The organism is Edaphobacter sp. FHG110511_03 (assembly GCF_059115365.1).
The window spans coordinates 473146-488390 of record NZ_JBZYWL010000004.1 but is presented as its reverse complement, the minus strand read 5'-3'; the positions used below and the strand labels follow the sequence as shown (position 1 = coordinate 488390).

The 15245-nt window shown below is 55.0% G+C and carries 12 protein-coding genes and 1 pseudogene; 3 read left to right on the top strand and 10 right to left on the bottom strand.

Annotated features, from left to right (window positions below; translation table 11 throughout):
* Positions 1 to 138: 138 nt before the first annotated feature.
* The 10 genes and pseudogenes from AC5S26_RS18930 to AC5S26_RS18885 form a co-directional block, all read right to left on the bottom strand.
* Positions 139 to 786, bottom strand: coding sequence for a TetR/AcrR family transcriptional regulator (locus AC5S26_RS18930; protein ID WP_494186481.1), 648 nt, complete (start codon positions 784 to 786; stop codon positions 139 to 141).
* A gap of 225 nt (positions 787 to 1011) precedes the next feature.
* Positions 1012 to 2169, bottom strand: a complete 1158-nt coding sequence (locus tag AC5S26_RS18925; protein ID WP_494186480.1) for an iron-containing alcohol dehydrogenase — start codon at positions 2167 to 2169, stop codon at positions 1012 to 1014.
* A complete protein-coding gene (locus tag AC5S26_RS18920; protein WP_494186479.1) occupies positions 2169 to 2987 on the bottom strand; it encodes an HpcH/HpaI aldolase family protein in 819 nt (272 codons plus the stop codon). The genes AC5S26_RS18925 and AC5S26_RS18920 overlap by 1 nt, the downstream gene beginning before the upstream one ends.
* A 35-nt stretch (positions 2988 to 3022) precedes the next feature.
* Positions 3023 to 4570 carry a sodium:solute symporter family protein gene (locus AC5S26_RS18915; protein ID WP_494186478.1) on the bottom strand — a complete coding sequence of 516 codons (1548 nt, stop codon included), beginning with the start codon at positions 4568 to 4570 and terminating at the stop codon, positions 3023 to 3025.
* A 9-nt stretch (positions 4571 to 4579) separates the two neighbouring features.
* Positions 4580 to 5560, bottom strand: coding sequence for a 4-hydroxythreonine-4-phosphate dehydrogenase PdxA (gene pdxA / locus AC5S26_RS18910; RefSeq protein ID WP_494186477.1), 981 nt, complete (start codon positions 5558 to 5560; stop codon positions 4580 to 4582).
* A complete protein-coding gene (locus tag AC5S26_RS18905) occupies positions 5557 to 6705 on the bottom strand; it encodes a four-carbon acid sugar kinase family protein (protein WP_494186476.1) in 1149 nt (382 codons plus the stop codon). The genes pdxA and AC5S26_RS18905 overlap by 4 nt, the downstream gene beginning before the upstream one ends.
* 347 nt (positions 6706 to 7052) lie before the next feature.
* A complete protein-coding gene (locus AC5S26_RS18900; protein ID WP_494186475.1) occupies positions 7053 to 7742 on the bottom strand; it encodes an SGNH/GDSL hydrolase family protein in 690 nt (229 codons plus the stop codon).
* Positions 7743 to 7787: 45 nt separating this feature from the next.
* Positions 7788 to 10637: pseudogene (locus AC5S26_RS18895) on the bottom strand (outer membrane beta-barrel protein).
* A 203-nt stretch (positions 10638 to 10840) separates the two neighbouring features.
* A complete protein-coding gene (locus tag AC5S26_RS18890) occupies positions 10841 to 11050 on the bottom strand; it encodes a carboxypeptidase-like regulatory domain-containing protein (protein WP_494186474.1) in 210 nt (69 codons plus the stop codon).
* A 246-nt stretch (positions 11051 to 11296) separates the two neighbouring features.
* The gene (locus tag AC5S26_RS18885; protein ID WP_494186473.1) at positions 11297 to 12364 is read right to left on the bottom strand and encodes a LacI family DNA-binding transcriptional regulator; all 1068 of its coding nucleotides are present in this window, start codon (positions 12362 to 12364) and stop codon (positions 11297 to 11299) included.
* A gap of 298 nt (positions 12365 to 12662) precedes the next feature.
* Between AC5S26_RS18885 and AC5S26_RS18880 the strand changes: the two genes are divergently transcribed.
* The 3 genes from AC5S26_RS18880 (at position 12663) to murA (ending at position 15020) form a co-directional block, all read left to right on the top strand.
* Complete coding sequence (locus AC5S26_RS18880; RefSeq protein ID WP_494186667.1) at positions 12663 to 13016, top strand: outer membrane beta-barrel protein; 354 nt, start codon at positions 12663 to 12665, stop codon at positions 13014 to 13016.
* A gap of 165 nt (positions 13017 to 13181) precedes the next feature.
* The gene (locus tag AC5S26_RS18875) at positions 13182 to 13631 is read left to right on the top strand and encodes a hypothetical protein (RefSeq protein WP_494186472.1); all 450 of its coding nucleotides are present in this window, start codon (positions 13182 to 13184) and stop codon (positions 13629 to 13631) included.
* 105 nt (positions 13632 to 13736) lie between these two features.
* Positions 13737 to 15020 carry a UDP-N-acetylglucosamine 1-carboxyvinyltransferase gene (gene murA / locus AC5S26_RS18870; protein ID WP_494186471.1) on the top strand — a complete coding sequence of 428 codons (1284 nt, stop codon included), beginning with the start codon at positions 13737 to 13739 and terminating at the stop codon, positions 15018 to 15020.
* Positions 15021 to 15245: the final 225 nt, after the last annotated feature.

The following is a 15245-nucleotide window of genomic DNA, read 5'->3' as shown; positions in this document are numbered from 1 at the left end:
CGTAACCTGAAAAAGCGTCTGTATTAATAACAAAGTAATACTAGACACGCAGTCTAGTATTTGACGTTTTTGACGGATCTTTAGACTCAGATCTTTGTTCTTGATGGCCGATTACCGCCGCGGAGCACCTTGCGCCGACTAATCGTCATTCGAGCATCGCAAACCCTTGAATATAGTCTTTACCATAGCAACAGCCTCCTCGTCGCTCATCGAGCCATGGCCGGCCAGCAGCCGAAAGACCATCGGGCCGTAAATCAGATCGAGGACCATCTCCGGATCGATCTCCTTGCGTATCTCCCCTCGATCGACGCCACGACGCCACATGATCCGTGCGGCGTCTCGTCTCGGGTAGAGAAAACGCTCCCGAAACAGGGTAAGAAAATTCGGATCGCTCTGCCCCTCCGCAATAAACTGACCAAAGAGCCGCCCCAGGGGAGAGGTATAAAACGCCATCACCGACTGAAGTTGCTGCATGAAGTCCTGTTCTGCTGAGCCCGTGTTGGGCATCGGCACGCGTTCCGTCATGCGGGCCAGAAAGGCATCAAGTGCTACGAGGTTCTTGTTCGGCCACCATTTATAGATGGTGGCCTTACTGACCCCCGCCTTCTGCGCAATCGCATCTGCGCTTACTTTGCGAAGAGGCTTATGCTCCAAAAGCTCAAGCGCAGCCCTGAGGATCGCCTCTTCCGCTTCGACACTCCGATGACGACCCCGTCCTTTGGGCTCACTCGTGGATAAGGATATCTGTGCCGGCACCTTGAGGCTGTCTTCGTGTATGTCTTCCAATCTTTACTCCGTCTGTAAAGAGCGACTTTATCATCGTGGCTCAGATCATAAGAAAGGCGGAACAGCCGACGGTCCGGCAGTTCGAGGTAGAACAATAGGCAGCAAGACCGAACGTCTCGTTCCGAGATTCTCTCACTTAGAAATGTACACTCATCCGAATCTCGCACTTTCGACAAGTTCTGCAAAGCTGAAAACCCGCCGGTCCAGAGCCAGGAATGCTTTTGTTCAGGCGAGCGATGTAAAGCATTGCCTGTATATCCTCTCAATATCCGCAAGGCTCATCTCGCGCGGATTGTTTCGAAGCAGGCGGGTCATCGTTGCAGCGCTAGCTGCCATTTGCGGAATTGCCGCGATCGGTAAGCCATAGTTGCCGAGGTCTGTCGAAACACCGCACTCGGAGACAAGTCTTTCCAGCCTATCGGCTCCAGCCAAAGCCGCCGCTGCCTGACTTCCGCCTGAGCTCTCTCCAAGGGCTACCGCCACGGCAGCATGACGTTCGGGATCGGCCTCTGCATTGAAGCGAAACACCGCGGGCAGCAAGATAGCGTTCGATACGCCGTGGGCTAAATGAAACTCTCCTCCAAGGGGATACGCCAAGGCATGAACAGCCGCGGTATTCACCGGCCCGAGGCACAAGCCCCCATAAAGACTCGCCCTGGACATGCCTTCTCGAGCTTCCAGATCTTCTCCACTATGAACCGCCCTTGGGAGATAGGTTGCGCAAAGCCGGATACCCTCAAGTGCATAAAGATCGATCAGCGGATGGGCAAATTTGTTCGTGTAGGCTTCAATGCAATGCGTAAGCGTATCTAATCCAGTCGCCGCCGTTACCGCAGGAGGAACGGTACAAGTGAGTGTCGGGTCAACGAACGTGGCGTCAGGAACAAGATAGGGACTGATGACACCCTTCTTCAGTTTTGCGGTCTCGTCCAAAAGAATGGCATTCGGGGAGACTTCGCTCCCTGTACCGGCAGTCGTAGGAATACAGATTAAGTGGGCCGTTCGGCCATGTAAGAGTCCGATGCCGAACGTCTCTTCCACCTTTTGATGACTGTCGGAAAACGCCGCAAGCAGCTTTGCCACGTCAAGCACGCTGCCGCCCCCGATGCCTAAAACGCAGTCCGCCTCTACCGCCCGGGCCTTCGCCAGCGCGATCCCGAACATGTTCAGCGTGGGCTCGCGATCGATGCTGAAGTCGAGAGACACGGTGGATCCTCTCTCCTTAAGTCTTGCGCCTAGTTTTTCGGCGATCAACCGCAGCGATCTCGACGAGACGATGTGCACCCGCCGCTCTGGCAGCGAGGCAACATAATCGACACAGTCCTCAGAGCATCCTGAACCGAAGACAAGCCGTTTCGGCTGCAGAAAGGTGATCGTTCTCATCAAGCCCTTGCGCCATTTCGGCTTGAAGCAAGCCTTTCCGATTCAGCCTGCGCGATGGCTTCCGCCGCGCTCTGAAGAGCAGACTGTGCACCCACCTTAAGACACACCACATCATTGGTGCAGAACAGCAGGTCAATACCGAGCCGAGTCCAATGGATAAAGTCCGACGCACCGCAGGCAGTAACCACCTTCTTGCCATGCTTGCGCGCGACTTTCACGATTGCTTCTGTTGCCTCAAGCACCTTCGGATGACCTGTCTGTCCAGGAAATCCGAGGCTGGCAGCCAGATCAGCCGGACCGATAAAGATATCGACACCGGGAATAGAGGCGATCTCTTCAATCTGCCTTAGGGCCTCCGTCGTCTCGATCTGGGCAAGCAGGCTGAGTTCTTCATTCAGCTTCTGTTGCTCTTCGGGCACGCTCTCCACGATGCCATATTTTAGAGCTCTCGATACGCTGAAAAATCCCCTGGCGCCTAATGGGGCAAACCTGGCATATCGCACAAGCTCCGCAACTTGCTCGGGTGAATCTGCCATGGGGATGTCGATCATATCGGGTCCGCACTCAGCCGCCTTTAAAACACTCTCGCGGCGAGCATCCGGAATACGAATCATCGTTAACATACCTGTCCCAGCGGCCATCCTGCACAGGTCGGCAGCCTGCTCAAAAGAGATCGCCGCATGCTCCATCTCGATCCAGATCACCTTGAAGCCCATGTGGGCCGCGATTTCGAGAAAGATTGGATCGTGAAAATATAAGGCAGCTCCAAGCAGCGGTTTTCCGTCAGCGGCTTGGATGGCGCGGTGCAAGCGATTCATAAAAACTCCTGAAACAAGGTGAAGGATCCGTGAGGTTAACGACCGACTTCGGCAACGGTGAGCGCAAGGGCTTCCTTTCGTCTCCGCCAACCCTGCAAGGTCAGGCTCGGAGCGAGGGGAGTTCCCGGAAGCAGATAGCTGAAGAAGATACCGAAGACGAAGAGGATTACGTGACCGATCGCTCCAATCATGTAGTCATGCCATGTGAAGTTGAATCGACCAAGGTCAACCAGCTTCCCATCTTTGGTCAGGGTGGCCCAAATCGTAAAAACCAAGCTCGCGACGATACCTGTGGTGGCCCCCTGCCGGGTAGCTCGCTGGACCAGAAATGCCAGAAGAAACAATCCTGCCAAGCCACCAGCGACGATGGCCGTAATCGTGTAATAGAGCGAGAGCGCGCTTCCATGGCTATGCGCCAGCCGAAGCGCCACACCCGCCGCCGCCAGTCCACTCGCAGCAACAATGATTCTTCCCACACGCAATCGCTCGCGGTCGGGACTTCGGGGGCGGATCGCGGCATAAAAATCCTCCACCCCAATGACCGAGAGACAATTCATATCCGACGCCAGCATTGCCATAGCTGAGCCTAAGAGGGCGGCAGTGAATAACCCCGCCAATCCAGGAGGAATATGAGTCACCAGGAAATGAGGAAAGATCTGGTCGGCCTTATGAATTGTCGTCGGAAGCTTCTCACCGGTAACGCGGTAGAAACTCCACAACAGACTTCCGATAAGCATGAATGCAGTCCATACGGGGACGCACAGCACGGCACCAAGAGTGATGCCCCTAAGGGCACTGCGGTCAGACTTAGCAATCAGATAACGCTGCACGACCGTCTGATCAGCCGTGTACTTCTGCACGTAGAAAAAAAAGCCATAGATCACCAGAACGATCATCGTGGGTTTGTCGAATCTAAAAGAAGTGCTTCCCAGACTCATCTTTCCGTGAGTCCAGGCATCCGACAGAACCGCGCCCGGCCCCTGTGGGGGAAGAAAAAGTAGAAACCCTATCGAAACCAGGATTCCCGCCCAAAGTACAAAGCCCTGCACAACATCGCTCCACACAACCGCTTCGACACCGCCCAGCAGGGTGTAAGCAATCGTGATCAGCGCCGTCAGCGCGATCACGTGGTCGACCGGCCATCCCGTCATACTGCTCAGGGTCAGAGCCAGCAGATAAAAGACAAATCCCATCTTCGAGAAATGCCCGATGGCAAAGGCGAACGAAGAATACAGTCTCACTCCCTGGCCAAAGCGTTTGCCAAAATACTCGTAGGCGCTCATATGCACCACGTGGCGGAAGAACGGGATGATCACAGCTCCCGCGATAATTAGCACCACAACGAACATGAAGCCTGGAATCAACAACGACCAGTCCCCGGCATAAGCCGAGCCCGGGTAGGCGATAAACGTGACACTGGTGATGATGGTCGCCAGAAGCGACAATCCCATCGCCCATCCTGGAATCGAGCGATTCGCCAGGAAGTAATTATCGGTAGTCGTCTGCCTGCGTGCGAAGCGGATACCGATCCCGATAAGGCCCGCTATATATGCTGCAATGACCGCGATATCGAAAACACGCATCGTCTCCGCCTATGCCTGCACTGCCTGGAGAAGGCGATGACGAGCCATCGTGACTGCCATGCGGATCGCGGCCTTCATGTTCGCTTCACTGGCGAGATTCTTACCCGCAATATCGAAAGCCGTTCCGTGATCGACCGAAGTGCGAATGATAGGAATTCCAAGAGATGTATTGACCGTGGCTTCGAAATCCAACAGCTTCATCGGAATGTGCCCCTGGTCGTGATACATCGCGACGACAAGGTCATGTGACCCTTTGGCAGCCTTGAAGAAAATCGTGTCCGGGGCCACTGGACCTTCGCAATCGATACCGCGAGCCCTGCAGGCCTCTACCGCCGGCTTGATGAACTCCTCGTCCTCCGTGCCAAACAGACCATGTTCCCCGGCGTGCGGATTAAGCCCGCAGACCGCAATACGCGGCTTCGCCTTGCCAAGCAGTTTCATCGCATTATTGCCAAGCTCGATCGTTTGAATAATGCGCGCCGTATCAAGGTTGCACGCGCTTCTCAGGCTCACATGCGTTGACACATGGACCACGCTTAATTTTGTTCCCGCCAGCAGCATCCGCGAGCCCTTCACACCACAAAGCTCAGCGATATACTCCGTGTGCCCCGAGAACTTCATCCCATTCAAAGAGACCGCCTCCTTATTAAGAGGAGCGGTAACCATGGCGTCCACTTCGTTATTAAGGCACATGAGCGTAGCGTCATGAACATAGCGCACCGCTGCCTTGCCATATTCCGCGCGTAACGCACCGTACTCCACCGGCTCGTCACGATTCAGAACCCCGCAATCGTGAAACCGCACTCCAAGCCCATCGAACTGTACGCCTGTGCTCCGCTCAGCTGCATCGATTCCAGCCCGGTCGCCGATCACGAGGAACTCGGCGGACGAAGCTATCTCTCGATCTGCGAGAGCCTTTAATAGGACCTCTCCACCAACTCCGGCAGGATCACCCAGGGTTATGGCAATCTTTGGCAAACGCTCGCTCACGCCAACTCCTTTCTCACAGTCAATCGACTGGAAAGCTCGAAAAGCACATCATCATTACCGAACCCGCCTGATTTAAGAATCACGGGGACTTCATCAAGAAGCCCCCCCACCGCCACTCCTTGTGGCAGCCCCGGAGCAAATTCTTCATGCAGTCGCAGGGAACGCACTCCCAGGGCACGACATACCAAAGCAGCCGTATCGCCCCCGGTCAGCAGACAACAGGCGATCGCATGCGGAGCCAGTAAAGAGAAAGCCTGCCGTATCTGATCTGTGGTCGTAGAGTTTCGAGTGACGTTGAGAACCACAACCTGAGACTCGGAAGCCGGGCCTAAAAAATCTTCAATGGCAGACTCCAACACTGGGACTCTGTTTTTCAGCGCCTCAATCTGTCTCCTGGTTACGGCATGGTCGCTACCTACAATCAGCACAACAGGACCATCTATCAATCGCCGCCTCTGTTGCATATCCAGTTTGGGTAGTTCCGATGCCAGCGCATGAGCCAACCCGCCGGACCCTATCCACAGAATGTCTTCGGCACAAAGGCGTGCTTCCGCTACAGTCGAACGCAGATCTTCCGAAGACTCTGCATCGCAGAGCACAAACTTCTTCCCAGCCTTCAGCACATTCCGTATACGTTCGCTCATTGGCCGTGCAGCGCAACCCGAGTGAAGAAGGGCTACTTCAGACATACCGGCACGCGCCAACCCTTCGCGAAGATCAACAATACGCTCCTCCCCGGCTTCAGTGATCCGCAGGATGCCGCCCTTTACGGTCCTGCCCATCAAGGGGTACGCCGGACTCATCACAGCAAGATCGCACGAAGAAAAATCAACCGCGGCGCGAATCTCCGCGAACGAATTGCCCCTGAATACCGAATCTACCTTCTTGAAGATCTCGCTGGCCTGAGTTGCCCGCATCAGCGAATCCCGCACGCGCTGGACAGCGATCTCTACTGGAACATCTCGGCTCTCCGTACTGACCGCCCATGTTCCATCGATTGAAGACTCCACACTGCCTTCCATTAAAACTTCGACCGCCAGGCCTCGTTGAGCGAATGCGATGGCGGAGTCGCAAGCACCGGTAAGGTCATCGGCGATAACAAAGAATCGGACCTTGCCTCCTTGATGTGCATCGACCGGCTTCATCGCATTCCTTTTCTGAACGGCCAGTAGCTTCCTATTCCAGTCAGTGGAATGGAAGGGCCGGTGTCCTCCGCTCAAGTTGACCCTGAGGCGACAACCGCTTGCGTTCCGGCCGGGACTTCACCCACGCGCAACTATAACGAATGGGACAAGGCATTGAAAAGTAGAAAATGAAAATTGTACGAAAATATGAAAATTCAAGCTCAATAGTAACCGAAATACCCAATGCCCTGATTACGAACGGAAACGCTGCAACTTCAGCCCTGAGCTCGGGCTTTACCGCAGCAACAGTAAAGCCCGCAAAAAGCGGGCTTTCTTATTCTCATTCTCGCAAACTCTAGGCTTGCGTTTCACGAAGAAGGCTTCAGTTTTTCTTTCAAGGAGGCTACAACTTCGCGAGCCTGCAAGCCGCTTCCCTCTTTCGTGAAATGCACATCGTCCCCATGCAGGTCCTGATGCTTGATCATCAGCGCATGCTGATTGTCGATCGGTATATGCTCCCGTGCCATCACTACCGCTGCAAGACGGTTCCGTTCATCGATGCGGGCATTGGTACGCCCAACATCCACGGCATCTTTGCGCACAGGTGTAGTCGTTGCCCACTCCAGCTTCGCCTTAGAAGACCCCCTGCGGAGCGCGGCGACAAAAGCCGGCAGTCCGCCAGCATATTGCGCCTCACTGTAACCCCACCCATGCATCCCGTTATTGAAGTGGATAACGGCGAACGGAACTCCCACCATCTCGAAGTAGTCCCGCAGTTGGCCAACAAGCCGGGGATCACCGGAAGAACAGGAGGTAGCAAACAGGTAGACATTCGCGATGCCGTCAAGCTCTTTCGCGGTCTCAGGATAATAAGCGCGAGTGATGGAATCTCCCATCAATAAAACGTTTGGGAGAGCGTCATTCGGATGCTCGGGTCGATCTGCCCAGGTCCACTCAATCTTTTCCGTGACGACCCGCCCCTGCGGCTGCTTTACCTGCGCCATGAGACACGAACCGGCAATGAGCGTGAAAACCAGCCATCCAGAAGCAATTCTCATGTACTTCATCTTCTCCGCACTGAATTTCATACCCTTGTCCGAAAGCTAGAACTGGATCTTCCCTCCAAACTGAATCTGGCGCATTGGAATCGTAGGAGAGGCAGTACGGATCTTACCAAAGGTCGCCGTATTTACTGTGCTGTCAGGATTGGCAAAGTTGACTACGTTTAATGCATTCGAAGCTTCGGCCCGGAACTGGAATTTCACGCGTTCCGTAATCCCGAATGTCCTTGCAAGATTGAGGTCGACCGTATGCGTCGCAGGTCCGGTAACGAAATTGCGTGGCGCATTCCCATCCACGGGGCGGCCGTTGACCACAGGATTCTGTGCAAAGGCCGCTGTATTGAACCATTGGTTCAAGGAGTGGCCGCCTGAATTCGGATCGCCGGTCACGCTCGCGCGGTCATTGGTATTCCCATCCAGGTTTGCATCCAATGCATTCATTACCGTGAACGGTGCGCCGGTGTGTAATCGTGCGAGAGGTGAGATCTCCCACCCATTCGTGATATTCCGCAACCATCGATTCTGTCCCTGGTAGTAATCCGGCTGCCACACAATACCGATCGTCGCGGTATGACGATAGTCGTTGTCTGTGCGCCCGCGCTCTGCCCTCAGGTTATTTGCATTTTGTGCGGTTGAGCCACCTGGGCCTGAGCTCTCCAGCTGAACGCTCGAAAGCGACTTTGCCCACATATAGTATCCGCTGATAGAAAGATGCTTCTCCATCCGCTTGGTGATCGTGGTCTGCAGCGAATGGAACGACGAGTTCTGCGGACTGCCCAACTGGAGAATTGTTCCAAAGGGTTGATAGGGCCGACGGCATTGCACATTTGCTGTTGTAGCTGTAATCCCCCCTGCAGTACAGCCTGAGGTTCCCGCACTACCGCCATAGTTGGTATTGAGCGAAGGATAGTTATTGTCTGGAGCAAAGGGCTGCTCCTTCGCAAGCGATCCTACATAAGACACCGACAACGACAGAGAATTTGTAAGCTGTTGCTGCACAGACATGTTCATCTGCACTGTATACGGCCAGCGGGTATTTGGGCTCGTTGGCTGGATTGGACCAGCTACCGGGTAGAAGCCTCCGCTATACGGAAAGATGTTTCCGGAGGGCTGGTCGCGATAGGGATTGCTCAAAGTAGGTCCAGTCGTCTTCGAGATGTTCACAAAGCTATACCGAACGGCGAATGGAATCGTGTTTCCGCTCGCCATCCAGCTCTCTTCTGAAACCGATCCTCAGAAGATGCCCGCACCGCCACGCAATGCCGTCTTCCCTGTACCAAACGGGTCGAGCGCAAAGCCAACTCGTGGGGAAAAATGACGGTATGAGACCGGTGTAATGCCACGTGTAATTCCTTTATCTCCGGGGAAGACAAGTCCCGTAGGAGCATTGGGTCGTATGGTCGACTGCTGGCCCGGAACAAAGGCCGACTCACGATCGGCGGTGTCCACCGGCGGCGTCTGAACATCCCAACGTACTCCAAGATTCACCGTCAGCCTTCGATTCATCCTCCAGTCATCCTGTAGAAACAGCGAGCTTGTCAACGTCACTGCAGAGACTGAGGCCGGAGCGTCCTGCTGCGCCGAACTCGGCTTGCCGATAAGAAAATCCGCAAATGGGTTCCCAGTAGCACCGCCATTGAAGGTGAATGATCCAAAGTTATTGAGATTCGCCACCTTCTGCGACTTGTCCAGGACCGCTTCCCCTCCCCACTGAATATTGTGACTTCCCTTCGTCCATGTAACCAGATCGCGTACGGCGTAGTTGTTGGTAAATCCCGGACCACCGTTGGAATCACCAAGATTGAAGTAGCCGGTGATCGAGACATTAGGCAGGGCATGAACACCCTGCGGTGTAAATGCAGAGCCGAAGTCCGCGAGCGAAACCTCTGGCGTATTCACGCGATTGGAAAGGAAACGCGTATACGAAACCCAGATATTGTTTACAACGCTTGGGGAGATCGTCCATGTATGGTTGATCACCGCATTCTGCTGCCGCCAAATCTGCTGCTGCGATGCATAGGGCACGTTGCTCGAACCGCCTCGCACCGAGGTAAGTCCGCTTGAATTGAAGTAGGTTACGGCAAGCTGTTGGCTGGGACTTAAAGTGTGATTGATCTTGATAAGAAAATCATCGGTGTTGTAAGGAGCCGTGTAATAGCCCTGCCAACCGGGAAGTCCGTTGATCGTCGTATTCGTCGCGGGAAGATAACTCTTAAGCAGGTTCCCTGCCACCGGATCCTGGTTTGCGCCACAGATCACATCCTGCACCCCCTGACAGGTATAAGGCGCATTTGTCAGTGGGTTTACTGGCTTCTTTGCCGAGCCGCGAAAATCACCCGAAGCTTCGGCAACCGTCGGCAAAACTGCGTTATTCAGAAACGTGCCACTACTCTGGCGCAGGCCCGCATAAGAACCGAAGAAGAACGTCCGATCCTTGAAGATTGGGCCGCCCAGGGTAGCGCCGAACTGATTGCGGTGAAGCGGCGCCTTCGCCAGCGTGGGAGACGATCCCCAGTCCCGCGCGCTGAAAGCCTGGTTCCGAATAAACTCAAACACAGCGCCATGCACGGTGTTTGTCCCCGACTTCACAAGAGCGTTCACAATGCCCGAAGCAAAACGTCCATATGGTGCCCCATAGTTGCTTGTCTGGACACGAAACTCCTGCAAAGCATCCGGGTTTGGAAGGATATTTCCAGTGTTCCTCAAACCTGTTAAATTAGGCGCGCCATCTAGAAAGTAGTTCACTGAGCCTGCCCCGTTATCGGAGCCGCCATTGATCAGCGTGATCTGGGCGGGCGCTCCGAAGGACTGCACGTTTGAGTTCGTCTGCACTCCAGGAGTCAGATCAAGCAGCTGATACGCGTTGCGGTTCACCAGCGGCAGTTCGATCATCTGCGTGGAATCGATCGTCGTTCCAACCTCTGCGTTCACCGTATTGATCAGCGGCGCAGAACTCAAAACCTCTACTTTCTCTGTAACATCCCCCGCGCTCATCTGGACATCGATCGCGGCGGGCGCGCCGGCATTCAATTGAATGCCCGCCCGGGTATAGGTTTTGAAGCCGCTCGCCTTCGCCGTGACGGTGTAGTTCCCCGTCAGAAGAAAGTCGATCCGGAGTTTCCCGTAATAGCGCTTTTGGATTGATTGCGATCGACATCGGTCGCCGTAACCGTAATCCCGGGGATGACTGCCCCTGTAGGGTCTGTCACTACTCCGACGATGGAGGTTGTTGTGACCTGTGCTATCAGACCCGCGGGGCTGAAGAGAAACAAAACCGCATAAAAAAAACGCACCGCATTTTTCATAAAGAAACTCCAGCAAGGAGATTTTTATCGTAGAAAAATAATTTTTGTCAATGGAACTAACTTTTATTCCTGAAAGATGGCCAAGCCATAGCAACCCAAACATTTTTTGCAGATCGCCGAAGTGGACAACGGGGAGTGAGTTCAGTTCCAGTAGAGATGGGGCCCACGGAAAGCGACAGACAAGGAACCCGTTCGTCGCCGATGCTCCGACCAAAACGAGTCGAACTTTATGTCGCAGCGCGCTTTCTATCGATGCGGGGCACGCAACTTTAGATCCGTCGACTGGCGAACGATCAGCCGACACTCCATAGTGGCCGCACAATCCTGGGAACGGCCTCGAATTCGCTCAAGCAGAAAGCGCGCCGCTTCCTGGCCCTGCTGGGCAATCGGCTGTTCCACCGTGGTAAGAGGAGGAGTTGTGAATGCCGCAAGCGGGATATTGTCAAAACCAGCTATCGCGATATCTCCCGGAATGTTCAATCCCAGCGTGTGCGCTGCATGCATTGCGCCAATGGCAGTGAAGTCGTTGCGTGCGAAGATAGCCGTCGGCGGACGATGCAGTTGCGCGAGCTGCAGCATCCCGCGATAACCATCCTCCTGCGTCGCGTATGCAGGTCCCTCAGCAGGCCCAACCGTATATTCCTTCCGAGGCTCGATTCCAACCTCCTTCAGGGCCGTCAGATAGCCTTCATACCGGCGCAGGAACTTCCCATTCTCCGGAGCGATGCCTACAAATCCGATCCGTTTATGCCCCAGCTTGATAAGGTGTGTCACCGCATCGAACGCTCCTTGATAATGGTTTGCTGTCACTGAATCGATACCGCGAAACCCAACCGGCCTCCCAATCGTGACCAGTGGAATTCTCTGCTGGGCAACGGAGTGAAGAACCTTGTCTCCCATCGCGGTTCCTCGTGTTGCCACAATTAGTCCATCCACGCGATGATCCAGAAAGGATTGCAGGCTGGCATTCTCCTGCTGGATGGAACGATTGCTTGTCGCGATAAATACGGTATAGCCCTCAGGATCAAAGACCTGCTTTATACCGTTTACCAGCTCACTTGAAAATGGATTTGCGATATCAGGTAGAAGAATCCCAATCGCGTCCAGCCTTCGGATCTTCAGCTGACGAGCGGGAATATTGGGTCGGTAGTTCAATTTTTCCACAGCCTGCAGCACGCTCTTGCGAGCAACTTCGCTCACATAGCCGGAATCATTGATGGCGCGGGATGCTGTCATCACCGACACTCCCGCATGGCGTGCAATGTCGGCAAGCGTTGTGGGGCGGGCGACCGAAGCAGAGGCGCGTCTTGGCATAAGGGACTTGAACCTATGTCCTGACAATCATACTCACGAAGGACCATTGTGCTATCGCTACCTTAATTTCGCCTCCTTGAAGAGCTAAATAGATCCCCCACTCAGCCCACGATCTGCCAAACATGCCGAAAACATCTCTACGACGGTCTCTCTGCTTCAAACCCTGCGCCGCAAAACTTCCCTAACTTTCTCCATTTGAGGAAGGCCTTTCCTTCACCATCGAATCTACTTGCATATTTCGTCCGCGATAATGTAGGGTGCTTTGCGCGTGGTAACGATAACACATTTACTTATCTGAATCCCATCTTCTGCTAACGAGAGCCGCCTAATTCTGTGGCTCCGACTTCAAGATCGGCGTAGCGCAGCAGGCGCCGCGGGCCAGGATGGCACCTTTCGTTACAACGCGCTAGACGGGCTCGGCACTCGAAACGTAGACGCCTCGCTCTTCCGCGACTTCCCCATTCACGAACGGGTTAAGGTCCAGTTCCGAAGCGAAGTCAGCAACGTCTTCAACCTCACCAACCTCGGTCAGCCGAATGGAACCCTCTCCGATGCAAATTTTGGGAAGATTTGGGAAGTAGCAGTTACTTTCCAAACCGGCGCATCCAGCTCGGCGCTCGAATCCTCTTCTAGGCAGGTTAAGAAGATCTAAAAGGCCTGCTGGATCAATACTTCCAGCAGGCCTGTCCTTTCCTAAAGAGATCCGGCCAATCACCTTCTCGACTTGAAAAACTTCACCACAACATTCTCCGCTGCCTGTGTTTATTCCATCAGCAGCATCCGGTAGCGTAGCGCTACCTAAGGAGCGAACGAACACATGAAACGCTTTCTTCTTACTTCAGCCCTGGCACTTACACTCACAGCTCCTGTGGCCTTTTCCCAACAGGCGACCCAGTCACCGGCAGACGATGCCACCGCACAGCAACCGGCAGACCAGTCAGGTCGCCGCCATCACCGCAACTTCGATCCGCAGAAGGCTGCACAGCACATCGGAAAACGCCTCGGTCTCTCCGCCGATCAGACTGCGAAACTGGAGCCCATTCTGGCCACCCAGCAGCAGAAGGTCGCCTCGCTACGCTCCGATACCAGCCTCACGCCAGACCAGCGCAGAGAACAGTTCCGAGCCATCCACAAAGACACGCAGACCCAGCTCGCCACCGTTCTCACCCCAGACCAGTTGCAGCAGCTTCAGTCCATGCGGCGCTCTCACGGAAGACGCCAGCAACAGCAGCAGCCCGACTCCACCACTCCTCCCCCCGCCAGCTAATTGTCTCGTTTCTCTATCTGTGAAGCCGCCGATCAACGGCGGCTTCATTTTTTCTGTACCAATCTCAGCACCCATTTCCTCGTGACTCTTTCGTAAACTGGAAAGATGGATAAGTTCGTTGTACGTGGCGGAAACCCCCTTCTCGGAACCATCAAAGTCTCCGGAGCCAAGAACTCCGCCCTTCCCTGCATGGCCGCCGCCATCCTCACCGAAGACGAGATCATCCTCGAAAACATCCCGCAGGTCCGGGACATCGAGACCGAGCGCAAGCTCCTGTCCTCCATGGGTGCCGAAGTCGAGCTAGGCTACGGTCGCGCCCAACACCGCACTCGCATCAAATGCGGCATCCTCTCCGATCCCGTCGCGAAGTACGAGATCGTCAAGACCATGCGAGCCAGCTCGCTCGTCCTCGGCCCACTTATCGCGCGCACCGGAATGGCCCGCGTCGCTATGCCCGGCGGCTGCGCCATCGGAGGGCGCCCCATCGATCTCCACATCAAGGGCCTCGAAGCCATGGGTGCCACCGTCACCTACGATCACGGCTATCTCGAAGCCAAAACCAACCGCCTCAAAGGCGCCCACATCGTCTTCGACAAGATCACCGTCACCGGAACCGAAGACCTCCTCATGGCCGCGGTCCTCGCGGACGGCGAAACCTTCTTCGAGAACTGTGCGCGCGAGCCCGAGGTCACCGACCTCGCCGCTCTCCTCGTAGCCATGGGCGCAAAGATCGATGGCGCCGGAACCTCTACCATCCGTGTTCAGGGCGTCACCAGCCTTCATGGCGCCCGTCATCGCATCAACCCCGACCGCATCGAAGCCGGGACCTTCCTTATCGCGGGAGCGATCACCGGCGGCGACCTCAACGTCGACTCCTGCGAGCCCGCTCACCTCGGCGCCTTGATCGCCAAACTTGAAGAATGCGGTGTGCGTCTCGATGTCGGCAAGGAATCCGTCCGAGTCCGCTCCGGAGACATTCCGCTCAAGGCCGCCGACGTCTCCACCGAGGAATATCCCGGCTTCCCCACAGACATGCAGGCCCAGTACATGGCCCTCGCCACCCAGACCGAAGGCACCTCCTCGATTACCGAGAACATCTTTGAAAATCGCTTCATGCACGTTGGCGAGCTCAACCGCATGGGGGCCAACATCACGGTGCAGGGCCGCAACGCTACCGTCCGTGGCAAGTCCCCGCTTCAGTCTGCCGCCGTCATGTGCTCAGACCTCCGCGCCTCCGCCTCTCTCGTTCTCGCCGCCCTTGTAGCCGACGGAGAGACCATCCTGGACCGCGTCTATCACCTTGATCGTGGCTACGAGCGCTTCGAAGAAAAACTCCGCGGCGTCGGAGCCCAGATCCGCCGCATGGGCGACGTCTTCGGCAAAAAGTAATCTTCTCTACGACTCGCAACGACCTCTCCTGTGGTTCCGATAGGCCGACAGCCGTCGTTCCCCCTGAACCAAGACGATGCTAACCGCGTCGGCTATTGAATCGGTGTTTTCATCCACCTCATACTGATAATTCCCCTAGGGTTAATTTCATAATTAAAAATCAATTTTTACCATTGACAGATCTTGTTGTGACTTTGTACAAAATGCTGCGTTACTTAAATTCAG

Excerpts from the sequence above, each read along its gene's own strand:
- AC5S26_RS18925 (WP_494186480.1), bottom strand. The coding sequence starts at position 2,169 with ATGAGAACGATCACCTTTCTGCAGCCGAAACGGCTTGTCTTCGGTTCA.
- AC5S26_RS18920 (WP_494186479.1), bottom strand. The coding sequence starts at position 2,987 with ATGAATCGCTTGCACCGCGCCATCCAAGCCGCTGACGGAAAACCGCTG.
- AC5S26_RS18915 (WP_494186478.1), bottom strand. The coding sequence starts at position 4,570 with ATGCGTGTTTTCGATATCGCGGTCATTGCAGCATATATAGCGGGCCTT.
- AC5S26_RS18905 (WP_494186476.1), bottom strand. The coding sequence starts at position 6,705 with ATGAAGCCGGTCGATGCACATCAAGGAGGCAAGGTCCGATTCTTTGTT.
- AC5S26_RS18900 (WP_494186475.1), bottom strand. The coding sequence starts at position 7,742 with ATGAGAATTGCTTCTGGATGGCTGGTTTTCACGCTCATTGCCGGTTCG.
- AC5S26_RS18890 (WP_494186474.1), bottom strand. The coding sequence starts at position 11,050 with ATGAAAAATGCGGTGCGTTTTTTTTATGCGGTTTTGTTTCTCTTCAGC.
- AC5S26_RS18885 (WP_494186473.1), bottom strand. The coding sequence starts at position 12,364 with ATGCCAAGACGCGCCTCTGCTTCGGTCGCCCGCCCCACAACGCTTGCC.
- AC5S26_RS18875 (WP_494186472.1), top strand. The coding sequence starts at position 13,182 with ATGAAACGCTTTCTTCTTACTTCAGCCCTGGCACTTACACTCACAGCT.
- murA (WP_494186471.1), top strand. The coding sequence starts at position 13,737 with ATGGATAAGTTCGTTGTACGTGGCGGAAACCCCCTTCTCGGAACCATC.